This is a genomic window from Streptomyces sp. Y1 (assembly GCF_041053115.1).
Lineage (GTDB): Bacteria > Actinomycetota > Actinomycetes > Streptomycetales > Streptomycetaceae > Kitasatospora > Kitasatospora rubellomurina.
The window spans coordinates 4,830,995-4,852,649 of record NZ_CP163445.1; the positions used below are offsets into that span (position 1 = coordinate 4,830,995).

General features: G+C 75.0%; 20 protein-coding genes. 15 read left to right on the top strand and 5 right to left on the bottom strand.

What is annotated here, in order from left to right; all coding sequences use genetic code 11:
• The first annotated feature begins 178 nt into the window (after window positions 1-178).
• Genes AB2U05_RS20855 through AB2U05_RS20865 form a run of 3 tightly spaced genes read left to right on the top strand, consistent with a single transcriptional unit; the run spans window position 179 to window position 4,709 of the window.
• Window positions 179-823 (top strand): class F sortase, encoded by a 645-nt coding sequence (locus AB2U05_RS20855; protein WP_045695794.1) that lies wholly within the window; start codon window positions 179-181, stop codon window positions 821-823.
• Window positions 820-2,145, top strand: a complete 1,326-nt coding sequence (locus AB2U05_RS20860; RefSeq protein WP_052706333.1) for an alpha/beta hydrolase family protein — start codon at window positions 820-822, stop codon at window positions 2,143-2,145. Before AB2U05_RS20855 ends, AB2U05_RS20860 begins: the two co-directional genes overlap by 4 nt.
• On the top strand, window positions 2,112-4,709 hold the full coding sequence (locus tag AB2U05_RS20865) for a bifunctional lysylphosphatidylglycerol flippase/synthetase MprF (protein ID WP_369183924.1): 2,598 nt from the start codon (window positions 2,112-2,114) through the stop codon (window positions 4,707-4,709). Before AB2U05_RS20860 ends, AB2U05_RS20865 begins: the two co-directional genes overlap by 34 nt.
• A gap of 166 nt (window positions 4,710-4,875) precedes the next feature.
• Here AB2U05_RS20865 and AB2U05_RS20870 read toward each other — a convergent pair whose 3' ends face one another.
• Window positions 4,876-5,304 (bottom strand): SsgA family sporulation/cell division regulator, encoded by a 429-nt coding sequence (locus tag AB2U05_RS20870; RefSeq protein WP_045709063.1) that lies wholly within the window; start codon window positions 5,302-5,304, stop codon window positions 4,876-4,878.
• Window positions 5,305-5,611: 307 nt separating this feature from the next.
• Here AB2U05_RS20870 and AB2U05_RS20875 point away from each other — a divergent pair, with 307 nt between their 5' ends.
• The 3 genes from AB2U05_RS20875 to AB2U05_RS20885 all read left to right on the top strand — a co-directional run bounded on the left by AB2U05_RS20875 (window position 5,612) and on the right by AB2U05_RS20885 (window position 9,294).
• Window positions 5,612-7,444, top strand: a complete 1,833-nt coding sequence (locus AB2U05_RS20875) for a DEAD/DEAH box helicase (RefSeq protein ID WP_045695797.1) — start codon at window positions 5,612-5,614, stop codon at window positions 7,442-7,444.
• A 354-nt stretch (window positions 7,445-7,798) separates the two neighbouring features.
• Window positions 7,799-8,449: an IclR family transcriptional regulator gene (locus tag AB2U05_RS20880; protein ID WP_045695800.1), complete on the top strand. Its 651-nt coding sequence runs from the start codon at window positions 7,799-7,801 to the stop codon at window positions 8,447-8,449.
• A 38-nt stretch (window positions 8,450-8,487) separates the two neighbouring features.
• A complete protein-coding gene (locus tag AB2U05_RS20885; RefSeq protein WP_244178748.1) occupies window positions 8,488-9,294 on the top strand; it encodes a S16 family serine protease in 807 nt (268 codons plus the stop codon).
• A 26-nt stretch (window positions 9,295-9,320) separates the two neighbouring features.
• Here the strand turns inward: AB2U05_RS20885 and AB2U05_RS20890 are convergent, their stop codons facing one another.
• The gene (locus tag AB2U05_RS20890; RefSeq protein ID WP_244178749.1) at window positions 9,321-9,875 is read right to left on the bottom strand and encodes an Lrp/AsnC family transcriptional regulator; all 555 of its coding nucleotides are present in this window, start codon (window positions 9,873-9,875) and stop codon (window positions 9,321-9,323) included.
• A 202-nt stretch (window positions 9,876-10,077) separates the two neighbouring features.
• Here AB2U05_RS20890 and AB2U05_RS20895 point away from each other — a divergent pair, with 202 nt between their 5' ends.
• The gene (locus tag AB2U05_RS20895) at window positions 10,078-10,644 is read left to right on the top strand and encodes a VOC family protein (RefSeq protein WP_052706331.1); all 567 of its coding nucleotides are present in this window, start codon (window positions 10,078-10,080) and stop codon (window positions 10,642-10,644) included.
• 25 nt (window positions 10,645-10,669) lie between these two features.
• Here AB2U05_RS20895 and AB2U05_RS20900 read toward each other — a convergent pair whose 3' ends face one another.
• On the bottom strand, window positions 10,670-11,212 hold the full coding sequence (locus AB2U05_RS20900; RefSeq protein ID WP_369183925.1) for a hypothetical protein: 543 nt from the start codon (window positions 11,210-11,212) through the stop codon (window positions 10,670-10,672).
• Window positions 11,213-11,355: 143 nt separating this feature from the next.
• Here AB2U05_RS20900 and AB2U05_RS20905 point away from each other — a divergent pair, with 143 nt between their 5' ends.
• The 3 genes from AB2U05_RS20905 (at window position 11,356) to AB2U05_RS20915 (ending at window position 15,168) form a co-directional block, all read left to right on the top strand.
• The gene (locus AB2U05_RS20905) at window positions 11,356-12,066 is read left to right on the top strand and encodes a response regulator transcription factor (protein WP_369183926.1); all 711 of its coding nucleotides are present in this window, start codon (window positions 11,356-11,358) and stop codon (window positions 12,064-12,066) included.
• A 17-nt stretch (window positions 12,067-12,083) separates the two neighbouring features.
• On the top strand, window positions 12,084-13,508 hold the full coding sequence (locus tag AB2U05_RS20910) for a HAMP domain-containing sensor histidine kinase (protein ID WP_045695913.1): 1,425 nt from the start codon (window positions 12,084-12,086) through the stop codon (window positions 13,506-13,508).
• A gap of 256 nt (window positions 13,509-13,764) precedes the next feature.
• Window positions 13,765-15,168 (top strand): glycosyltransferase 87 family protein, encoded by a 1,404-nt coding sequence (locus tag AB2U05_RS20915; RefSeq protein ID WP_369183927.1) that lies wholly within the window; start codon window positions 13,765-13,767, stop codon window positions 15,166-15,168.
• Between the two features lie 117 nt (window positions 15,169-15,285).
• On the opposite strand, the gene AB2U05_RS20920 is transcribed toward AB2U05_RS20915, so the two are convergent.
• Window positions 15,286-15,702 (bottom strand): SsgA family sporulation/cell division regulator, encoded by a 417-nt coding sequence (locus AB2U05_RS20920; RefSeq protein ID WP_045695806.1) that lies wholly within the window; start codon window positions 15,700-15,702, stop codon window positions 15,286-15,288.
• A 467-nt stretch (window positions 15,703-16,169) separates the two neighbouring features.
• Between AB2U05_RS20920 and AB2U05_RS20925 the strand changes: the two genes are divergently transcribed.
• Together AB2U05_RS20925 and AB2U05_RS20930 are read left to right on the top strand one after the other, a co-directional pair.
• Window positions 16,170-17,684 (top strand): RDD family protein, encoded by a 1,515-nt coding sequence (locus AB2U05_RS20925; RefSeq protein ID WP_369183928.1) that lies wholly within the window; start codon window positions 16,170-16,172, stop codon window positions 17,682-17,684.
• An 87-nt stretch (window positions 17,685-17,771) separates the two neighbouring features.
• Window positions 17,772-18,506 (top strand): RDD family protein, encoded by a 735-nt coding sequence (locus AB2U05_RS20930; protein WP_369183929.1) that lies wholly within the window; start codon window positions 17,772-17,774, stop codon window positions 18,504-18,506.
• Window positions 18,507-18,576: 70 nt separating this feature from the next.
• On the opposite strand, the gene AB2U05_RS20935 is transcribed toward AB2U05_RS20930, so the two are convergent.
• Window positions 18,577-18,825, bottom strand: coding sequence for a hypothetical protein (locus AB2U05_RS20935; protein WP_045695812.1), 249 nt, complete (start codon window positions 18,823-18,825; stop codon window positions 18,577-18,579).
• A gap of 205 nt (window positions 18,826-19,030) precedes the next feature.
• On the opposite strand from AB2U05_RS20935, the gene AB2U05_RS20940 reads away from it, so the two are divergent.
• The 3 genes from AB2U05_RS20940 (at window position 19,031) to AB2U05_RS20950 (ending at window position 21,653) form a co-directional block, all read left to right on the top strand.
• Complete coding sequence (locus tag AB2U05_RS20940) at window positions 19,031-19,747, top strand: endonuclease V (protein ID WP_369183930.1); 717 nt, start codon at window positions 19,031-19,033, stop codon at window positions 19,745-19,747.
• Between the two features lie 96 nt (window positions 19,748-19,843).
• Window positions 19,844-20,287, top strand: coding sequence for a hypothetical protein (locus AB2U05_RS20945; protein ID WP_369183931.1), 444 nt, complete (start codon window positions 19,844-19,846; stop codon window positions 20,285-20,287).
• A gap of 112 nt (window positions 20,288-20,399) precedes the next feature.
• On the top strand, window positions 20,400-21,653 hold the full coding sequence (locus AB2U05_RS20950) for a WXG100 family type VII secretion target (RefSeq protein WP_157882087.1): 1,254 nt from the start codon (window positions 20,400-20,402) through the stop codon (window positions 21,651-21,653).
• Window positions 21,654-21,655 lie beyond the last annotated feature (2 nt).

The window sequence follows — 21,655 nt, forward strand, 5'->3', positions numbered from 1 at the left end:
TGCCGGTACGACCGTAGTGCGGACGTGCCTTACGGTTCGATCCGATTGAATGGGTTCTCAGGAAATTCCCAGAATGCGGGACCGCGCTTCCGGCGGGTGTTCGACCCGGCGTCCGCCGGGGGCGGCCCAGCGGTTCGACGGCAGGTTCCGGCAGCAGGTACGACAGAGGGGAGCGCCCGTGGGCGGCCAGCAGAGCAGGGGTCCCTGGCCGGGCACCCTGGCGGCGGGTGCCGCGCTGGTGCTCGGCGCCTGGCTGCTGCACGACGGCGGCTCGCCGGTCCTGCCGCCCGCCCCGGGCGCGGGGCAGTCGCTGTCCGGCTTCGCCCCGGTCTCGATCGTCCCGCCGCTGGGCCCGTCCGCCCCGACCCGCGTCCGCATCCCGGCCGTCAAGCTGGACGCCCCGGTCACCGCGCTCGGCCTCGACCCGGACGGCCACCTGCAGACCCCGCCCGCCGAGGACCGCAACCTCGCGGGCTGGTTCCGGGGCGGCGCCAGCCCCGGCCAGCGCGGCACCGCGATCCTCGCGGGGCACGTCGACAACAAGGCCGGCCCGGCCGTCTTCTATCATCTGGGCGCGCTCCGGCGGGGGGACCGGATCGAGATCGCCCGGGCCGACGGCGCCACCGCCGTCTACCAGCTGTACGCCATCGAAGTGCACGACCGAAAGGACTTCCCGGACGATCGGGTCTACCGTCAGGCCGCCGACGCACAGCTGCGGGTGATCACCTGTGGCGGCGCGTACAGCGAGGAACACGGCTACGAGGGCAACGTCGTCGCCTACGGGTTCCTGGCCGACACCACCCGACCGGGCAAAGCCGCATGACCACGCTCAACCTCGCCACGCGCTGGAACCCGATCGACTGGCCGCTCACCCACGGCCCGATCCCGCACGCCGTCCACGCCGCCGGCTGGCTGGCGCTGATCGCGCTCGCCATCGGCCGCGACCGCGGCTGGTGGCGGGTCCGCCTGCCCGCCGCGCTGTTCACCGCGGCCGCGCTCAGCCTGCTGCTCGACGTCGTGGTGGACGGCTGGTGGCACCCCTTCCCCGAGGGCACGCCCCGGTACGTCACCTGGTGGATAGCCACCGCCCTGCTGGGCCTGTGCCTGGCGGGCTACCGGATGGGGCGGCTGCGCTGGCGCGGCCGGGGGCTCGCGCTCGGCGCGGGCCTGCTGGTGCTGCTGATGGCCGCCTCCGAGGTCAACATCGGCTTCGGGCAGTACCCGACCGGGCGGGTGATCCTCGCGCCCTGGCTCACCGACACCAGCGAGCCGCTCACCCCCAAGGTCGGGCAGACCGTCGCCGCCCCGCCGGGCAAGGTGCTGGACGAGGTCTGGCAGGCCCCGGCGGACCTGCCGGCGAAGGGCACCGTCTCGGTGGTGCCGATCCCCGGCCTGCGGTCGGGCTTCAACGCCCGCCCCGCGTACGTCTACCTCCCGCCCGCCTACCAGGCCACCCCCCGGCCGCTGCTGCCCGTCGTGGTGCTGATCACCGGTCAGCCCGGCACGCCCGGGGACTGGGTGCTGGCGGGTCAGGTGAACGAGGCGATGGACGCCTACGCCGCCGAGCACCACGGGCTCGCCCCGATCGTGGTGATGCCCGATCAGCTGGGCTCCACCTGGAACAACACGCTCTGCCTGGACTCGAAGATCGCCCGGACCCAGACCTACCTGTCGGTGGACGTGCCCGAGTGGGTCCGGCACAACCTGCAGACCGCCGAGGGCCGGGGTGCCTGGGCGGTCGGCGGCGCCTCGATGGGCGGCACCTGCGCGCTCCAGCTCGGTGTCAACGCGCCCGACGTGTACGGCACCGTCCTCGACATGTCCGGCCAGGAGGAGCCCACCCTGGGCACCCGGGCGGAGACCGTCAAGGCCGCGTTCGGCGGCGACGGCAAGCGGTTCGACGCGGTCGACCCGCTGCAGCTGATGGCCCGCCGGAAGTTCCCCGACACGTCCGTCGCCTTCGTGGTCGGCGAGGGCGACGGGGAGTTCCGGCCCCAGATGGAGAAGGTCTACAAGGCCGCACAGGAGGCCGGGATGAGGACCAGGTTCGAGCTGATGCCGGGCGGCCACGGCTGGGTCGTGTTCCGCCCGGGCATCGCCCGGCAGATACCGTGGCTGGCGCAGCAGACCGGACTGGCCAGGTGATCGGGCTGCGGACGGCGCCCGCCGCCGAGCGCTCCGGACACGCGGAGCGCGTGCCGACCCCGCGCGAGGCCGACACCGACCCGGCGCCCGTCACCCGGACGGCGGAGCCGCGCCCGCAGCGGGTCCGCCGGGCCGCCCGGGCGCTCGGCGCCAGGCTGCGCGCGGCGCCGCTGACGCTCGCCCTGCTGGTCGGGCTGTGGGCGCTCGGCGCGGCCACCCACAGCCTCCCGCACGGCCCGTCCGCGCACCTGCTCGCCCGGACCGGCGTCGGCGCGGACACCCTCGCCGCGGGCCGCTGGTGGACGCCGCTCAGCTCGCTGCTGTGGTGCTCCGGCATCGGCTCGTACGTCTTCAGCAGCCTGCTGCTGCTCCTGGTCGGCCCGACCGCCGAGCGGCGGCTCGGCCGGCTGCGCACCCTCGCGGTGCTGGCCGGCGGGCAGGTCGTCGGCACGCTGGCCGGCACCGCGCTGGTCGCGGCCGGCTCCGCGGCGGGCGAGCAGTGGACGGCCTCGGTGGCCGACCAGACCTCGGTCGGCCCCGGCGTCGGCCTGTTCGCCCTGGCCGGGGTGCTCGGCTACCGGCTCACCGTGCTGTGGCGCCGCCGGCTGCACCTGCTGGTGCTGCTCCTCCCGCTGGTCATGACGCTGTACGTGGGCCACCTGCAGAGCGTCCAGCGGTGCGCCGCCGCGCTCGTCGGGCTGGGCGCGGGCGCGCTGCTCAGCCGCGGCCGCCCGAACCTGGTCGGCCGCCGCTCCTCGCACACCGAGACCCGGGTGCTGGTCGCGCTCTGCCTGGTCGCCGCCGCCTTCGGGCCGCTGATCGCCTCGCTGTACGACAACGCCAGCGGGCCGTTCAACACCTTCTCCGAGCTGTACTTCTCGCACCGGCTCGGCCCGGACGAGGTGGCCGACTTCTGCGCGATGTCGGCGCACGACTGCGCCCGCGCGCACGCCGTCGAGCGGATCTTCGACACTCCCGGCCGGATGATGGCCGCGCTGTTCCCCGGGCTGCTGCTGGTGCTCGCCGAGGGGCTGCGCCGGGGGCTGCGGTTCGCCTGGCGGATCACCGTCGCCACCGAGCTGCTGTGGGTGGCGCTGCTGGGCTGGCTGTACCTGGACGCCGGGCCGGTCGACCGGGACGTGGTGCAGTACTTCGTCGAGGCGATGCTGCTGCCGCTGCTGACCACCGCGCTGCTGCTGGCCACCCGGCAGCGGTTCCGGCTGCGGCTGCCCGGCCGGTCGGTGCGCCGGCTCGGCCTGCTGGTCGGCGGCGCCGCGCTGGCCTCCGCCGCCGCGTACGTCGGCCTCGGGCGGCTGGTGGCGAACCAGTTCGAGCCCGGTGCGGGCGTGAGCGGGCTGATCGACGGGCTGCCCGCGCAGTTCCTGCCGCCGGCCTACAACGACCTGCTGCCGGACTACCCGATCGCGGTCGGCCCGGTGGCGCGCTTCCTGGAGACGTACTGCGGCCTGGCGTTCTGGGTGGTCGCGCTCGGCGCGCTGCTGTCCGCCTTCCGGCGGCCGGTGCTGCACACCGACGCCGACGCGGCCGCCCGGGCCAGGGCGCTGCTCGCCGAGCACGGCGGCGGCACGCTGTCCTTCATCACCACCTGGGACGGCAACCACTACTGGTTCGACGAGTCCGGCCGGGCGGCCGTCGCCTACCGGGTGCTGGGCACCGTCGCGCTCACCACCGGCGACCCGTTCGGAGCCCCGGAGGACCGCGCCGGGGCGGTGCTCGGCTTCGCCCGGTACTGCGACGCGCGCGGCTGGACGCCGTGCTTCTACAGCGTCTCCCCGCAGACCAGGGACGCCGCCGGGCAGCTGGGCTGGCGCTCGGTGCAGGTCGCCGAGGACACCGTGGTCGCGCTGCCCGAGCTGGCCTTCACCGGCAAGAAGTGGCAGGACATCCGCACCGCGCTCAACAAGGCCGGCAAGCAGGGCATCACCGCCGAGTGGTGGGCGTACCACGAGGCGCCGCTGGCGCTGAAGGACCAGATCCGGGCGATCTCCGAGGAGTGGGTCTCCGAGAAGGGCCTGCCCGAGATGGGCTTCACCCTCGGCGGCCTGGAGGAGCTGGACGACCCGGACGTGCGGGTGCTGGTCGCGGTCGACGAGCAGCGGACGGTGCACGGGCTGACCAGCTGGATGCCGGTCTACGAGGACGGCGTGCCGGTCGGCTGGACGCTGGACTTCATGCGCCGGCGCTCGGAGGGATTCCGGGGCGTCAGCGAGTTCCTGATCGCCTCCGCGGCGCTCGGCTTCAAGGAGGAGGGCGCGCGCTTCCTGTCGCTCTCCGGCGCGCCGCTGGCCCGCACCGGGCAGGACGAGGAGCCCACCGGGCTGCAGCGGATGCTGGACTGGATGGGCCGGGTGCTGGAGCCGGTGTACGGCTTCCGCTCGCTGCTGGCCTTCAAGGCGAAGTTCCAGCCCGAGTACCGGCCGATGTACATGAGCTATCCCGACCCGGCGGCGCTGCCCGCGATCACCAGGGCGATCGGCAAGGCCTACCTGCCGCACCTCACGGCGGCGCAGGGCGTCCGGCTGATGCGTCGGCTGTCGGGCTGAACCGGTTCGGCCCCGCGGCGGCCGCGGCGGCCGCGGCGGCCCGACCCGGGCCCCGGACCCGGGCGTCGTCGGCGGTTTCGGGCGGTGTCGGGCGGTGTCGGAGGTGTCGGAGGTGTCGCCGGTGTCGTCCGGGAGCCCGGGGGAGCTCCCGGACGCCGTACCGCCGTCAGCCGAGCAGTTCGGCGAGCGCGCGGTCGGCGTCCAGGTGCAGGTGCTCCTCGCCCTCGGGGACGAGCAGCCGGCTGCGCCACAGGAAGCGCCGCAGGTCGGCGGTGTCGAACCGGACCAGCGCGGTGCCCTCCGGGGCCCGCAGCTCGACCAGGGTGCGGCGGCCGACCGCGGGCCGGACGTGGACGTCGCCGGCCCCGGACGGCAGCTCCAGCCCGGCCGAGAGCAGCTGGCGGCCGAACACCCAGACGATGTCGTCGCCGCTCGGGCCCTCGGCGGAGTCGTCCAGCGAGAACTCGGCGGGGAAGGCCATCCGGACGGCCAGCGGGTCCTCGGCGAGGTAGGTCAGGACCACCCGCAGGCGGGCGGAGCGGTGCGGCGACAGGATCAGCCGGGCCTGGACGGTCTCTTCGGCGGAGGTGTGCACAGGGCGGTCCCTTCGGTTCTGGGCGAGGCCGCGACAGCAGGGAGGGTCGGGGCGGACTCACCCTGGTGAGAGTCCTGGGGATTACCGCGATTACCCGGTTCCGGGGCCGATTCACTGTGATCCGCGTCACATCGGTTTCCGGCCGCCGGCCCCGGCGCGGGCGCTCGGCTGGAGGCCCGAACGGCGCCGGGCCGGTAGGCTGGGCGGGTTGTCCGATCGCCGCCCGACCGCGGGACGGGGCTGAAAAACCGCCTCTGACCTGCGATGATCCCCCTCGGAGCCCGTGAGTACCGCCGCCGCTTCCTCGATGCCGCTGTTCTCCGACGCGCCGCCGGCGCAGGAGTCCGTCCGGGCCGCCGGCCACGCCGCGCCCACCGCCTCGCACCACCTCTCGCCGGCCTTCCCCGGCCGCGCCCCCTGGGGCACCGCCGGCAAGCTGCGGGCCTGGCAGCAGGGTGCGCTGGACAAGTACATCGAGACCCAGCCGCGCGACTTCCTCGCCGTCGCCACCCCGGGCGCCGGGAAGACCACCTTCGCGCTCACCCTCGCCTCGTACCTGCTGCACAACCACCTGGTGCAGCAGGTGACGGTCGTCGCGCCGACCGAGCACCTGAAGAAGCAGTGGGCCGAGGCCGCCGCGCGGATAGGCATCAAGCTCGACCCGGCGTACTCCTCCGGGCCGCTGTCCCGCGAGTACCACGGCATCGTCGTCACCTACGCGGGCGTCGGGGTCAACCCGATGCTGCACCGCAACCGGACCGAGGCCCGCAAGACCCTCGTGATCATGGACGAGATCCACCACGCCGGTGACTCCAAGTCCTGGGGCGAGGCCTGCTTCGAGGCCTTCGAGCCGGCCACCCGCCGGCTGGCGCTGACCGGGACGCCGTTCCGCTCGGACACCAACCCGATCCCGTTCGTGGCGTACGACGCGGGCAGCGACGGCATCCGCAAGTCCGTCGCCGACTACACCTACGGCTACGGGCACGCGCTCGCCGACCACGTCGTCCGCCCGGTGATCTTCCTCAGCTACAGCGGCAACATGCGCTGGCGCACCAAGTCCGGCGACGAGCTGGAGGCCAGGCTCGGCGAGCCGATGACCAAGGACCTGATCGCCCAGGCCTGGCGCACCGCGCTCTCCCCGCAGGGCGAGTGGATCCCGTCCGTGCTGCAGGCCGCCGACCGGCGGCTGACCGAGGTCCGCAAGGCCATCCCGGACGCCGGCGGGCTGGTGATCGCCACCGACCAGAACGTGGCCCGCGCGTACGCCAAGATGCTGCGCGAGATCAGCGGCGAGAAGGTCACCCTGGTGCTCTCCGACGAGGCCGAGGCCTCGAAGCGGATCTCCGACTACGCGGCCGGCACCTCCCGCTGGATGGTCGCCGTCCGCATGGTGTCCGAGGGCGTCGACGTGCCCCGGCTGTGCGTCGGCGTGTACGCCACCTCGATCTCCACCCCGCTGTTCTTCGCCCAGGCCGTGGGCCGCTTCGTGCGTGCCCGCAAGCGCGGCGAGACCGCCTCGGTGTTCCTGCCCACCATCCCGATGCTGCTCGGCTTCGCCAACGAGATGGAGGTCCAGCGCGACCACGTGCTGGACCGGCCGAAGAAGGAGGGCGAGGGCCTCTTCGACGAGGAGGACCGGCTGCTCGCCGAGGCCGAGCGGGCCAACGACGGGCCGGACGGCGCCGGCGGCGACGAGTTCTCCTACGAGGCGCTGGGCTCCGAGGCGGTCTTCGACCGGGTCCTGTACAACGCCATGGAGTTCGGCATGCAGGCCCACCCGGGCAGCGAGGAGGAGGAGGACTACCTCGGCATCCCGGGCCTGCTGGAACCCGACCAGGTGCAGATGCTGCTGCAGAAGCGCCAGCACCGGCAGATCCAGCGCAGCAAGACCAAGCCCGCCGAGGAGGCCGACCTGCTGGAGCTGCCCGCCGAGCAGCGGCCGGTCGTCACCCACCAGGAGCTGCGCGAACTGCGCAAGGAGCTGAACGCGCTGGTCGCCGCCTGGCACCACCGCACCAACCAGCCGCACGGCACCGTCCACAACGAGCTGCGCCGCCAGTGCGGCGGGCCGCTCACCGCGCAGGCCACCGCCAACCAGCTGAAGGCGCGGATCGCCAAGATCCGGGAGTGGGCGAAGTAACGGTCCGGCAGCCGTCCGGCAGCCGTCCGGCAGCCTTCCGACCGACACACCGGGGCAGGACTCTCTGCCCCGGTGTGTCCGGTTTTCGGACCGATGGCCGACCCGGGTGCCGATCGGCCGGGTGATCTGCGGGGGTTCGTCCGGATTCCGCGGCGACGTTGGTGACGATCACGCCCGAATTTTGGACAAGCACTTCCGCCGCGACATTTCCTTCACTACCTTTCCCCCACGCTCTCCCGCCGGGCGCCAAGGACGACACCCGCGCGGCCCCAGCGCACCCACCCGCCTGAGCGCGACACCGAACCCTCGGCCCGGCGCCGCACGCCCGCGAGCGCCGCGGAAAGGACTGCCGTCGTGACTGCCGAGACCTCCCAGACCCTGGACCGTGGCGTCCGGGTGCTCAAGCTCCTCGCCGACTCCGAGCGCGGACTGACCGTCACCGAGCTGGCCGCCCGGCTGGCCGTCAACCGCACCGTCGTCTACCGGCTGCTCGCCACCCTCGAACAGCACGGCCTCGTCCGCCGGGACATCGGCGGCCGCGCCCGGGTCGGCCTCGGCGTGCTGCGGCTCGCCCACCGGGTGCACCCGCTGCTGCGCGAGGCCGCGCTGCCCGCCCTGCGCAGCCTCGCCGAGGACCTCGGCGCCACCGCCCACCTCACCCTGGTGGACGGCAACGAGGCGCTGGCCGTCGCCGTCGTCGAACCGAGCTGGACCGACTTCCACGTCGCCTACCGCACCGGCCTGCGCCACCCGCTCGCCGAGAGCGCCGCCGGCCGGGCGATCCTGGAGGCCCGCGGCTTCCCCAGCCAGCGCCGCCCCGAACAGGGCTTCGTCATCACCCGCGCGGAGGAGCAGTCCGGGGCCAGCGGTGCCGCCGCCGCGCTGGTCGGGCTGAGCGGCATCGAGGGCAGCGTCGGCGTGGTGATGCTGAACGGGATGGTGCCCGAGCGGGTCGGGCCCCGGGTCGTGGAGGCGGCCACCGAGGTGGCCGACGCCCTGCGGTAGGGCCGGTACCCGGCTCCGGGTGTGTTTGGATTCCTTCTGTGTCCGACACCAAGTTGACCCAGGCCCTGACCTCCCCGCGGACCCGCACGCTCGCGCTGAGCGGAGTGCTGGTCACCGCGCTGTTCGGCGTGGCGGCCTTCGTCCCGCTGCCGTACACCGTCACCTGGCCGGGGCTGACCGCGGACACCCTGGGCGCGTACCAGGACCGACCGGTGATCACCATCACCGGGGCGCCGCTGCGCACCACCGAGGGCGAATTGCGGATGGTCACCATCTCGGCCACCAACCCGGGCGAGCGGACCACCTTCTGGCGGGCGCTGCGGGCCTGGTTCGACCCGGACGAGGCCGTGCGGCCCACCGAGACGGTCTACCCGCAGGGCAACCCCGCCAAGGCCGAGGAGGAGACGGCCAAGCAGATGACCGAGTCGCAGGACAGCGCGACCGCGGCCGCGCTGAACCACCTCCACCTCTCGCCGGACCAGGTGAAGGTCAAGGTCGACCTCGGGGACGTGGGCGGCCCGAGCGCCGGCCAGATGCTGGCGCTCGGCATCGTCGACAAGCTGGCCGGCGACGGCAAGGGCGGCGACCTCACCGGCGGCCTGAAGATCGCGGGCACCGGCACCATCGACAGGAACGGCACGATCGGCCCGGTCGGCGGCGTCCCGCTGAAGACCCAGGCGGCCGCCCGGGACGGCGCGACGGTGTTCCTGCTGCCCAAGGACGAGTGCACGGACGCCAAGGTCAACACGCCGAAGGGCCTGCGGCTGGTGCCGGTCGGCACGCTCGACGATTCGATCGCGGCGCTGGAGGCGCTGCGCACCGGCGGCGCCGTCCCCGGCTGCTGACCCCGGCTGCTGACCCCACCGGACGGCTATTCGGCGGCGGCCTGGTCCACCAGCGGCAGGATCCGGTACGGCACCGGGTTCTCCAGCGCGATCGCGGTGGACGAGCGGACGATCCCCTCGAAGCCCACCACCCGGTCGATCACCCGCTGCAGATCGGCGTTCGAGCGGGCCACGATCCGCACCATCATGTCCCCGGCCCCGGTGATGGTGTGCAGCTCCAGCACCTCCGGCACGCCCGCCAGGTGCTCCCGGACCACCGCGCCCTGGCCCTGGGAGATCTCCAGGGTGGCGAAGGCCGTCACCGGGTAGCCGAGGGCGGCCGGGTCCACCTCCGGGCCGAAGCCGCCGATCACCCCCTTGGTCTGCAGCCGGTCCAGCCGGGCCTGCACGGTGCCCCGGGCGACCTGTAGCCGGCGCGAGCACTCCAGCACGCCGATCCGGGGCTCCTCGGCGAGCAGCCGGATCAGCCGGCCGTCCAGGGCGTCGATCGCGTCGTTCCCGCCCGCCGGAACGGGAGAAGGCCCTTGCGGGGCGGGGGAGTTGGGTGAGCCCGGCGGGCTCGGGGAGTGGGCGGGGGGCATCGCGGCTCCGTCCTCCGATGGGCATTCTGTACAGCGGCGCGGCCGATTCTCCCGCCCGGACGCACAGCTTGACCAGGATGAAACGGAACAGTTGCGCGCAGGTCGCCCCGGCGCCACCCTCCAGCCACGACCCCGTGCCCGGGCCCCACCCGGGCGTGCGGGGCCGCCAGCTGTGGTCGGTACGCCAACCGGGAGGGCCGTCATGACCGACACCGCCGCCGAACCCGCCCTGGGCGCCGCGGGCGCCGGCCCGGGCCACGCCGTGGGCCCCGCACCGGCCCCGGGGGAGCCCGACCTGCTGCCGGTGGGCCGGGCCGACGCGGTGGTCTTCGCGGTCGGGGACGCCGAGCGGGCGGCCCGCCGCTACTGCGCCGCGCTCGGCCTGCGCCCCGCCGCGTACGCCGGGCCCGAGACCGGCGAGCCGGAGACCGTCTCGTACGTGCTGGCCGCGCCCGGCACCCGGATCGTGCTCACCTCGCTGGTGCAGGTGATCGGCCCGCGCGGCCGGGAGCTGGCCGCGCACCTGGCCCGGCACGGGGACGGCGTCCTGGACCTCGCGGTGGGCGTGCCGGACGTCCACTACGCGTACGACTACGCCGTCGACCGGGGCGCGCTGTCGCTGGCCGAGCCGTACGAGACGCGGGACCGGTTCGGCACGGTGCTGCTGGCCACCATCGGGGTGCCCGGCGGGACCAGGCACACGCTGGTCGACCGGTCCGGGTACGCCGGGCCGTACCTGCCGGGGTACGTGCCCTTCCAGGGCTGGTGACGGCCGCGGGGCCCGGCTGCGCCGCTCAGCGGATCGCGGTCTCCACCGTCGGCGCGTGGCCGTTCCAGGCCACGAACACCGAGTTGGCCTTGTCGTCCTTGGTGAAGTCCACCCGCAGCCAGCCCTCGCCGTTCCACACCTGCATCTGCCAGCCCGGGTCCGGGGTGGCCGAGACCAGCGAGGCCTTGTCCGGGCGGAGGTCCAGCGCGACCCGGCCGCCGGGGATCGGGTAGCTCTTCACCGTGGACGTCGCGGTGGCGGTGGGTGTCGGCCGGCGGGTCGGCGGCGGGGCCGTCGGCGGGGCGCTCGGCGCCGGGGTGCGGGAGGCCGGGGCGGACGGGGCGGCCGCCGAGGACGAGGCCTCGGGCTGGTCGGCCGGCCGTGCCCGGTCGGGGGTGGCGGTCGCGGCGCGCGGGACGACGGTGGCCTTCGGCGAGGGCAGCGGCAGCGCCGTGGGCTGCTCGAACGCGGCGCCGGCCAGCACCGCGTGCACGCCGAGCCAGGACAGCGCCACCGCCGCCCCGGTGGCCGCCGCCCAGGCGCCGAGTTGTACCAGTCCGTTCCGCATCGTGCGCACATCCTGCCGCATCCCCGGACCCGGGCCGACCGTTACCCCCGTATTAATCAGGGGAGTTGAACAATGCCGGGACGGGCCCGAGGTCCGACCCGAGGTACAGACCACTGACCGCCGATGGCGTACCGTGCAGGGCCATGGCAACAGTGCTCGTGGTCGAGGACGACCCCTTCGTCCGCTCCGCCCTCATCCGCCACCTGACCGACACCGGCCACGCCGTGCGCAGCGTGGGCACCGCCCTGGAAGCGCTGCGGGAGGTCGCCCAGGTGGGCTGTGACCTGGTGATCCTGGACCTGGGCCTGCCCGACCTGGACGGCAGCGAGGCGCTGAAGATGATCCGGGGCCTGACCGACGTGCCGGTGATCATCTGCACCGCGCGGGACGACGAGGCCGAGATCGTCCGGCTGCTCAACGACGGCGCCGACGACTACCTGGTGAAACCTTTCTCCGGGGAGCACCTGAGCGCCCGGATGGCCGCCGTGCTGCGCCGGCTCGGCAGCGGCGCCGCCCCCGTCGGCCAGGTGCTGCGGGTCGGCGGGCTCGCCATCGACCCGCAGCGCCGCGAGGCCGTCCTGGACGGCCGACCGCTCGACCTCACCCGCCGCGAGTTCGACCTGCTCGCCTTCCTCGCCCGGCGCCCCGGCGTGGTCGTCCCGCGCAAGGAGATCCTCGCCGAGGTCTGGCAGCAGACCTACGGCGGCGACCAGACCATCGACGTCCACCTGTCCTGGCTGCGCCGCAAGCTCGGCGAGACCGCCTCCAACCCCCGCTACCTGCACACCGTGCGGGGCGTCGGGGTCCGGCTGGAGGCCGTCGACGGCCCCGGCCCCGGGGAGCGGCGGGCGTGAGGAGGTTCAGGCGCTCGCTGCGCTGGGCGCTGGTCAAGGCGGCGGTGGCCGGGACGACCATGGTCGCGCTGGCCTTCCTCATCCCGCTCGGCCTGATGGTCCAGCAGACCGCCCGGGACCGGGCCTTCACCGCCGCCGAGCGCCAGGCCGGCGCGCTCGGCCCGGCGCTGGCCATCACCACCGACCAGGAGGCCATCGACCGCGCCGTGGCCAGCACCGACGCGGGCGGGCAGGGCCGGATGGCCGTCCACCTGCCGGTGCCGGCCGGGCCGGCCGTGCTGCCGGGGCCGTCCGCGGGGGCCGGCCCGGGCGGCCCGACGATCGGCGTGGCCCGGGCGGACGACGCCGAGGTCGTCACCGCGGGCGTGCAGGGACGTTCCTTCACCGTCGCGGTGCCCGGCGGCTACGCGCTGCTGCAGCCCGTCGCGGTGGACGCCGGGCGCACGGCCGTGGTCGAGGTGTTCGTCGCCGAGAGCGACCTCACCCGGGGCGTCGCCACCGCCTGGCTGGTGCTCTCCGCCGTCGCGCTCGGACTGGTCGCCATCTCGGTGCTGGTCGCCGACCGGATGGGCACCCGGATCGTCGCCTCCGCCCGCCGGCTCGCCGCCGCCGCCCGCGCGCTCGGCGCCGGGGACCTCGCGGTGCGCGTCCCGCTGGACGGCCGGCAGGCCGCCGACAGCCCCGAGGAACTCCGCGAGGCCGCCCACGCGTTCAACACCATGGCCGACCGGGTCGTCCAACTGCTCGCCGCCGAGCGCGAGTTGGCGGCCGACCTGTCGCACCGGCTGCGCACCCCGCTGACCGTGCTGCGGCTCAACGCCGCCTCGCTCGGCGACGGCGACGCGGCCGACGCCACCCGGCACGCCGTCGCCCAACTGGAGCGCGAGGTCGACCAGATCATCCGCTCCGCCCGCCGCGACCCCGAGGACGCGCCCGCCGTCGCGGTCGGCTGCGACGCCGCCGAGGTGATCCGCGAACGGGTCGGCTTCTGGTCCGCGCTCGCCGAGGACGAGGGCCGGCGCTGGCAACTGGCCGGCGCCGAACGGGCGGTGCCCGTGCCCGTCCAGCGCGGCGACCTGGCCGCCGCCGTCGACGCGCTGCTCGGCAACGTGTTCCGGCACACCGCGGTCGGCACCGCCTTCTCGGTCGACGTCCTGGCCACCGACACCTCGGTGATCGTGCTGGTCGGCGACGCCGGACCGGGCTTCAACGACCCGGCCGCCGCCCTCCGGCGCGGCGAGGGGGACGGCGGCGAGGGCTCCACCGGGCTCGGCCTGGACATCGTCCGCAAGCTCGCCGAGGCCACCGGCGGGGACCTCGCGCTCGGCCGCTCCGCCGTGCTCGGCGGCGCCGAGATCCGGCTGCGGCTGCGCACCCGCCCGGACGGGGCGCCGGTGCGGGGCGGGCGGCGGCGGAGCCGGGGCGTGCTCTTCCCGAGGTGAACGTGCGGAAGGAGGGGTCTTCCTCAACCGCGGCCTAAGGGAGTCGTATCGCCGGCTCAGCCCGCCGGTCCGGCCCGTCCGGCGCCGCTAGCCTCGGTCGCGCCCCCCTGACAGCCCCGGCCACCCGTGCTCCCACCGCAGCCGAGCACGGGCGGCCGGGGCGCCATCGTCACTGTACGTAGTCGAACGTGCCCGGGCCCGCCGCGGCGCCATCCGGTATCGTCGCTGGTTGGCCGAGCGGCGGACGGAGTGAGCGGTGACAGCGGTGCAAGACGAGCGCAGCCAGGTGCGGACCGCACCCGACCCCTCGCCCGCCCCCCGCTCCGACCGGCTGCGACACGCGCTCGGCGCCCCCGTGCGCGCGCTGCGCGAGGCCCCGCGCCGCCCGCTGCTGGCCGCCTCGGCGGTGGCGCTGCTGTCCCTGCTGGTGTACGCGGTGGTCCGCCACTTCGTCCACACCTCGATGGTGGACATGATCGTCTACCGCGCCGAGGGCGCCGCCGTCGCGAACGGCACCGACCTGTACGCGCTGCGCGTCACCGAGTGGAACCTGCCCGCGACGTACCCGCCGTTCGCGGCCATGCTGTTCGTCCCGACCACCTGGTTCCCCGTCCCCGTCCTCCGGGTGGTGATCACTCTCGGCAACCTCGGGCTGCTCGCGCTGCTCACCCACCTGTCGTTCAAGCTGGTCGGCTGGCCGCGCCGCGAGCTGCGGCCGATCGGCGTGGTGCTGGTCACCGGCCTCGGCGTCTGGCTCGAGCCCGTCTTCACCACGCTCCGGTACGGCCAGATCAACCTCGCGCTCGCCTGCCTGATCCTCTGGGACCTCACCCGCCCGGACGGCCGCCGCAGCAAGGGCGTGGCGATCGGCATCGCGGCCGGCATCAAGCTCACCCCCGGGCTGTTCGCCGTCTACCTGCTGGTCACCGGCCGCGTCCGGGCCGCGTTCGTCGCCGCCGGGACCTTCCTCGGCACCTTCCTGCTCGGCGCGCTCGTCCTGCCCGACGCCACCTGGGGCTTCTGGACCAAGTACCTCTACGACTCCTCCCGGGTCGGCAAGACCGAGATCGTCGACAACCAGTCGCTGCGCGGCGCCTTCGCCCGGCTGCTGCACACCGCCGAGCCCGGCACCCTCGCCACCCTCGGCGCCGGGCTGGTCGCGCTGGCCGGCCTCGGCGTCGCCGCCTGGGCCGTGCGCAGTGCCCGCTGGCTGCCCCGCGCGGAGGCCTGGGGCGTCTGCTGCGCGGCCGTCACCGCCGTGCTCATCTCCCCGATCAGCTGGACCCACCACTGGGTCTGGTGCGTGCCGGTCCTCGTCCTGCTCGCCGCCGAGGCCTCCGCCGAGCACGCCCGCCCGGCCGCCGTGCGCCGACCGCGCTGGCGGGTCGCGTTCTGGGCCACCCTGGTCGCCTTCCTGTCCTTCGCCATGTGGGCCGCCAAGCCGCTCGGCCCGGCCGTGCTCCACATGTCACCGCTGCGCCAGCTGCCGACCTCGGTCTATCCGTGGGTCGGGCTCTGCTTCCTGCTCGCCGCCGCGATCCGGATAAGGGCCCGCCGCCGCTCCGCCGGCGCCCCGCTCGTCCGGCTCCCCGGCCAGCGCGGCGGCGACGGCGGCCCGGACGCCGCCCGCGGTCGTCAGCAGGCCCCCGCGGCCCGCTGAGCCGGCGGCGCCGCGCCCGTCGTCGGTGGCCCGCCCGGGCCGCGTCCGCTCGCCCGCGTCCTGGGCCAGGGCCTGCTGCTGCGTGTGCACGTACCAGTGCACGCTGCGGCGCACGGCCTAGGCGAGCAGCTCGGCGAGCGAGCCGTCCATGTCGAGCGTGGACATCTCGCTGCCCGGCGGGACCAGCCGGTGCGCCCGCTCCAGCCAGGCCGCCACGGCCGGCAGCGGCGCCTCCAGCAGCGCGTCCCCGGCCGGGGAGCTGAGCGCCAGGCACAGCACGCTGCGCCGGCCCGAGCGGGTCGGCCAGATCCGCACGTCGCCCTGGCCGCACGGGCGGAAGGTGCCCTCGACCAGTAGCTCGCGGGCGAACACCCAGGTCACCGGGTTGCCGGTGTCCAGGTGGAAGGTGACGTACACCGCGTACGGGTCGTGGCTGCCGTACGACAGCCGGGCCGGGACGGGGACGCTGTGCTCCGGGGAGAGCACCAGGTTCAGCTCCAGTTCGTGCTCCACGACGCTGACGGGACGTTCCATGACCGTCTTCCTCTCTGCTCCGCGGCCTCCGGCCGCCGCTCCGTGACGTTCGGCCGTCGCTCGGCGGCCTTCGGTCGTGCCCGCTTCCGGGCCCTGTGACCTTTGAGAGGGCGGTCGACGCGGGCTCTTACACGCGTTTCCCGAATTTCTTCGGGAAGTTCGGCGGGAGGTGGTGAACAGCCGGACGCGGGGCGCGCGGACGGTCGTCGCGCGCCGGGGTTCGCGGGCCGCCCATACCCCGTACGGCCCCCGGCTGTCCGCGGATTCGCCAAGCTTCCGCCGCCGCCCCGGCGAGGTACTACCCTTTGTGACTGCCCGGCGACTGTCCGCCCACCGATGGCGCCCCCACGCGCGCCGTGCGCCGGGCGCACGCGGGCGCGCATGCCGCCCCCCGCCCACGCTCGCGGCCGCCCGGCCGCACCGGTCACCCCCGGCCCCCGCCGGGACCTGGCAGGAAGAAGACCCCCATGACGGACCGCCCCATCGCCGCCGACGGCGACCCGGCCGTCGCACCCGAGCCGGGGTACTACCCGGACCCGTCCATCCCCGGCTTCGTCCGGTACTGGGGCGGCTCGGCCTGGGTGCCCGGCACCAGCCGCCTCGCACCCGCCGAGGGCGAGGTGCTGCAGCCGCCCCGCTTCGCCACCCGGCGGCCCGCGCCGGGCGGGGTCGCGGCGGGGGCGCGGGCGGTGCCGCCGCCGGTGGTGCCGGTGGAGGCGGCGGCGCGTTCTGCGCAGGCGGAGCCGGTGGTGCAGCCGGAGCTCGTGGCGCAGCCGGAGCTCGTGGTGCACGCGGTGCCCTCCGAGCCCTCGGTGACCTTGGCGCCCTCGGTGACCTCGCCGGGGGCGGGGGCGGGGGCCGGGGACACCGGGCCGGTCTACCTCGACCAGACCACGGGCGGGGCGTCCTTCGTCCTCGGGCCGCGGGTGGCGGAGGTGATCGGCGGGCCGGTGTTCCGGACGGTCGACGCGCCGGGAGCGGGGCTCGCGGAGGGAGCGGTCGGAGTGGTCGGGGCGGTCGGGGCCGTGGGGGCGGGTCCGGCGTCGGAGACCTCCGGCTGGCAGGCCGATCCGCGGACGCAGCGCGGGCTCCTGGAGACCGGCGGTGCGCCGCGCTGGGTCTCCTGGGGGGTGCTTCCGGGGGCGCCCGAGGCGGAGGAGGGGCGCGCGGAGGGCGAGCGTGCTCCGGTTGCCGTGGAGGTGGCCGCGGCCGTCGCGCCGGCCATGGCGGTGGCGGTGCGGGAGGTGGCGGCGCCGGTCGTGGAGCGCGTCGAGCCCGTCACCGCGGTGGAGTCGGTTGCTTCCGTTGCTTCGGTCGAGTCCGTAGAGCCAGTCGGGTCCGTTGAGCGCGGCGAGCGCGTCGGGCGCGTTGAGGCCGGCCCGCCCGCCTCCGCGCCCGGACGGACGGCCGCCACCGCCGTGCTGCCCGCCGCCCGGTCGGCCCGGGACGGCGCCGTCCGCCGCCGCCCCGCCCCGCAGGTGCCGGCCGGGCTCGGGCGCCGACTGGCCGCGCGCGTCGTCGACACCCTCGTCCTGCTGGCCGTCGCCGCGGCCGCCGGCATCCCGCTCGGCCGCTCGGTGTCCGACCACCTCCAGCAGAAGTTCGACCAGGCCAAGATGGCCAGCGCCCTCACCCACCGCCAGGTCCAGGTCTGGCTGGTGGACGGCGTCGTGGTGGGGAAGGCCGCCGTGCTGCTCGGCATCCTGCTGTTCGTCGGGCTGCTCTACGAGGTGCTGCCGACCGCCCGTACCGGCCAGACCTTCGGCAAGCGGCTGGTCCGCATCCGGGTGGTGGACGCCGCCCGCGAGGACCGGGCCCCCGCCGGCCGCACCCGGCTGAGCCTCGGCCGCTCGCTGCTGCGCTGGGTCGTCAGACAGCTCGGCGTGGTGCTGCTGCTCGGCCTGGTCTGGCCGGTGCTGGACCGCCCGGCCCGGCGCGGCTGGCAGGACCGGGCCGCCCGGACCCGGGTGGTGCGCGGCTGAGGGCACCGGGCGGCCGGCCGTCCGGTCATCCGGCAAAACGGACTTAATGTCGCGAAGTGTGTGAATGCGCGATGTTCTACTCGGGGGATGAGCACCTACGACCCCTCGAACCCTGAGCCGGAGAAGGGCGGCAAGCCCTCCTTCGACAAGCAGCCCCCGCGGCCGGGCGACGGCCCGTACGACACCCCGTCCGACGCACCGTCCGACGCACCGTCCGGCGCTCCGTCGGGCGGGGAAGCGGACCGCCCCGGCGCGTACGGCGGCACCTACGGCGGGCCCCCGCCCGGGGCGTACGGCCAGGACGGACACCAGAGCGGGCAGAACCCGTACGACCAGCCCCCGCCCGGCTACGGCCCCGCCGGGTACGGGACGCCCGGCGCCGGCCCCGTCCCCGGGATGCCGGCGATCGGCGCCTGGCCCCGGCGCATCCTCGCCCGACTGATCGACTACCTGCTCATGCAGGCCATCGGCGTGGCCGTCGTCGCGCCCTTCGTCGACCTCGGCACCCGCAACGGCGAGGCGAGCGCGTTCTGGCTCGCCGCGCTCATCTACCTCGTCTACGAGGCCCTGATGCTCAGCCGGGACGGCCAGACCCTCGGCAAGAAGGCGGTGAAGATCCGCGCCGCCATGCTGATCGACGGCAACCCGCCCACCCAGTCCGCCGCCTGGACCCGCGCCGCCGTCTACATCCTGCCCGCCGTGCTCTGCTGCGCCGGGCTCTGGTGGATCGTCGACGGCGTGTTCGGCGTCTTCGACAAGCCCTACCGGCAGTGCATCCACGACAAGGCCGCGAAGACCGTGGTGGTCACCACGGAGATCTGACAGTCAGGCAGGTGGTCGAGCCTTCGAGCCCGGCGGCGTCCCGACGCTGTCGGGCTCAGGGCTGTCGGGTTCAGGGCTGTCGGGCGTGGGCGCGACCGGTCGTCGGGGAGAAGTGCTCGGCCCGGCGCGCCGCTGCGGACCGCCGGTCCGAGGCGGGCTGCGACAGCAGCGTCACCGCGGTGCCGAGCGCCAGCGCGAACCCCACCAGCACCGCGACCGCCAGGACGCCCGTGGCGCCCGAGACGGCCAGCAGCGCCACCGTGGCGGCGACGACGGTGAACGAGCCGAGGCAGAGCTGGCCGGCGGACGGACGCGGCATGGCTGAGGTCCTTCGCACGTCGGGGTCGGGCGGGAGCGGTACCGACTCCAGGGAGCCTGCCCGGCACGGGAGTTCGACGGTTCCAGGGTAGGCCCGCGGGCCGGGGGCACACGGGGGCGCACGGGCTCACCGCGGGGTCGTCCGCCCGCCTCGGTACGGTGGGGACCTTTCGTGTCCGTCGATCCGCGAACCGGGGGAATCGTCCGTGCCCATCCCAGCCGACTGGCCCACCACCGAGACCGAGGCACTCGCCGAGCAGGAACGGCTCCGGCCGCTCGTCCTCGCCCAGGACGACGAGGACGAGGACGGCCGCCCGGCCCCCGGCCGTCTGATCGCGGGCGTCGACGTCGCCTACGACGACGAGCACGACCTCGTCGCGGCCGCCGCCGTCCTGCTCGACAGGGACACCCTCGACGTCGTGGAACAGGCCACCGCGGTCGGCCGGATCGCCTTCCCCTACATCCCCGGACTCCTCGCCTTCCGCGAACTCCCCGCCGTCCTCGACGCCCTGGCCGCACTCAGCCGCACCCCCGACACCGTCGTCTGCGACGGCTACGGCCTCGCCCACCCCCGCCGCCTCGGCCTCGCCAGCCACCTCGGCGTCCACACCGGGCTGCGCACCCTCGGCGTCGCCAAGACCCCCTTCGTCTTCGAGAACCGCGAGCCCGGCGCCGAACGCGGCTCCTGGACCCCGCTCACCGACCCCGCCACCGGCGAGGAGGTCGGCCGCGCCGTCCGGACCAGGCCCGGCGTCAAGCCCGTCTACGTCTCGGTCGGCCACCGCATCGGCCTCGACACCGCCGTCCGCACCACCCTCGACCTCGCCCGCCGCTACCGCCTCCCCGAGACCACCCGGCACGCCGACTCGCTCTGCCGCCGCGCCCTCGCCGACGCCCTGCGGACCGGGACGAACACGAACTGACCCTGGCCCAGGCCGAATTCGGCCCCGGTGTGTTAGACATGTCGCACCGGGGCGGCCCCCGGCACGGACGGACGGACGCACCGGGGAGGCGCCGAAGTGTCAACGGGAACCGGCTCGACCGGCGGAGCCGGCCAGGGCTACCGCGTCGAGGTCGAACAGCTCCGCACCTTCGCCGGCCACGTCCGGGTCATGCTCCGCACCTTCCAGAACGACGCGAACGGCACCACCACCCACGGGCGCACCGCGGTCGGCAAGAGCGCCTTCGGGACCTTCGCCGAGGCCACCGAACTGCACGAGCGGTACCAGAGCATGCGGGACGCGCTGCGCGACATCCTCAACGCGCTGGAGAAGGCCGTCGACGACGCCCAGCGCAACGCCGAACTCACCGCCACCGGCTACGAGGAGCACGAGAACCACACCGCCAAGAGCCTCAAGCTCGCCGGTGACGGCTGGTCCGCCGCCAACTCCAGTACGGCGGCGGAAGCCGCCTACCGGACGAACCTCCACCCGACCGCCAGCCGCAACACGACCGTCAGCTGACCGCTCACCCGCACCGAACGGAGGGCAGGCGCCCGTGGGCTACACCAACTTCCACGACTTCAGCCACGCCGACCTGCGCAAGATGGCCCAAGCCCTCGACCCCGGAGCGGTCATGGCGGCCGGCGACCCCTGGCACAAGGCCGCCGCGACCCTCAAGGACATCCGCCAGCGCCTGAACCGCTTCAGCGGGGAGGCGATCGAGAGCTGGGACGGCGCCACCAGCGACGCCTTCCACACCCACATGCTCGACCTGGCCACCAAGCTCAACACCGCCGCCGCCTACGCGCAGGACGCTGGGAACGCGCTGCACGACATGTCCGAGGCGATGGCCAAGGCCAAGCGCGACATGCCCGAGGAGCCGGGCTGGTGGGACCAGCGGAAGGACGACGTGGGAGGGGTCTTCTCCGATGATGACCACATCCGCCTCGTCGACCGGAAGAAGGCCGAGGCGGCCGCGATCATGCAGACGCTCGCGATGCACTACCGGGTGTCGACGACGGCGCTGAAGGTGCCGCCGCCGCTGTCGACGTGGAAGCAGGATTCCCGGGACCCGGCGGCACAGCCGGACCCCGGCGGAGCCGCGGCTGCGGCGGCCGCGGTCGTCTCGAGCACCTCGGTCGGCATGCCGGCGCGGACGGTGAGCAGCCCGGAGCCGCGGCGGTCGAAGTCCCCCCTGCCGCCGAAGGCGACGACCGTCACGGCCAAGAGCACATCGGTCCCAACGGACTCCGGTATCAAGGGAGGCACGGCGCAGGCTCTGCCGAAGCCGTCCGGCTCGGGGAGCCGGGTTCCGGCGGCCGGCATCTCCGGCACTCCGGTGTCGACTCCCACCGGGAGTGTGCCCAGCCCCGCCACCGCTGGGACCCAGACCTCCGTGCTGAGCACCACGCAGACCGTGGCTCCCGGCACCGGGCCGTTCGGCGGCGGCGGGCAGGAGGTTCGGCCCACGATGCCCACGACGGCCACGCCGGGTGGAGTGCCGCCGGTAGAGGGCCCCGGGCTACGTGACGGTCGAGCTGCCGGCGGCGGTACGGGCACCGGGGGCGGTGGCCGCGGCGCGGCTGCCGCCAAGCCGGGAGGCGGGCCGCTGGGACGGCCGGGCGGTGTCGTGGGCGAGACGGTACTGCCCGGGCCCGGCGAGCGACGGGGCAAGCAGGCGTTCACGGAGGGCGGTTCCGGGCTCGGCGCCCGGAACCGAGCGTCCGGCGTCGGCGGCACGGGCGGGATGCCGCACGGCGTGCCGATGAGCGACGGACAGCGCCGCCGGAAGGGGACGGGGAAGGACGGCAAGCGGCCGGACTACCTCGTCGAGGACGAGGAGACCTGGGCGTCGGACGAGCCCGTCAATCCGAACGTGGTGAAATGAGG

Bases quoted from the DNA above. Each gene is read 5' to 3' on its own strand.
- AB2U05_RS20900 (WP_369183925.1), bottom strand. From the start codon at position 11,212: ATGCGGAACGGACTGGTACAACTCGGCGCCTGGGCGGCGGCCACCGGG.
- AB2U05_RS20935 (WP_045695812.1), bottom strand. From the start codon at position 18,825: ATGCCGCGTCCGTCCGCCGGCCAGCTCTGCCTCGGCTCGTTCACCGTC.
- AB2U05_RS20860 (WP_052706333.1), top strand. From the start codon at position 820: ATGACCACGCTCAACCTCGCCACGCGCTGGAACCCGATCGACTGGCCG.
- AB2U05_RS20950 (WP_157882087.1), top strand. From the start codon at position 20,400: ATGGCGGCCGGCGACCCCTGGCACAAGGCCGCCGCGACCCTCAAGGAC.
- AB2U05_RS20875 (WP_045695797.1), top strand. From the start codon at position 5,612: ATGCCGCTGTTCTCCGACGCGCCGCCGGCGCAGGAGTCCGTCCGGGCC.
- AB2U05_RS20905 (WP_369183926.1), top strand. From the start codon at position 11,356: ATGGCAACAGTGCTCGTGGTCGAGGACGACCCCTTCGTCCGCTCCGCC.
- AB2U05_RS20930 (WP_369183929.1), top strand. From the start codon at position 17,772: ATGAGCACCTACGACCCCTCGAACCCTGAGCCGGAGAAGGGCGGCAAG.
- AB2U05_RS20890 (WP_244178749.1), bottom strand. From the start codon at position 9,875: ATGCCCCCCGCCCACTCCCCGAGCCCGCCGGGCTCACCCAACTCCCCC.
- AB2U05_RS20925 (WP_369183928.1), top strand. From the start codon at position 16,170: ATGACGGACCGCCCCATCGCCGCCGACGGCGACCCGGCCGTCGCACCC.
- AB2U05_RS20920 (WP_045695806.1), bottom strand. From the start codon at position 15,702: ATGGAACGTCCCGTCAGCGTCGTGGAGCACGAACTGGAGCTGAACCTG.
- AB2U05_RS20895 (WP_052706331.1), top strand. From the start codon at position 10,078: ATGACCGACACCGCCGCCGAACCCGCCCTGGGCGCCGCGGGCGCCGGC.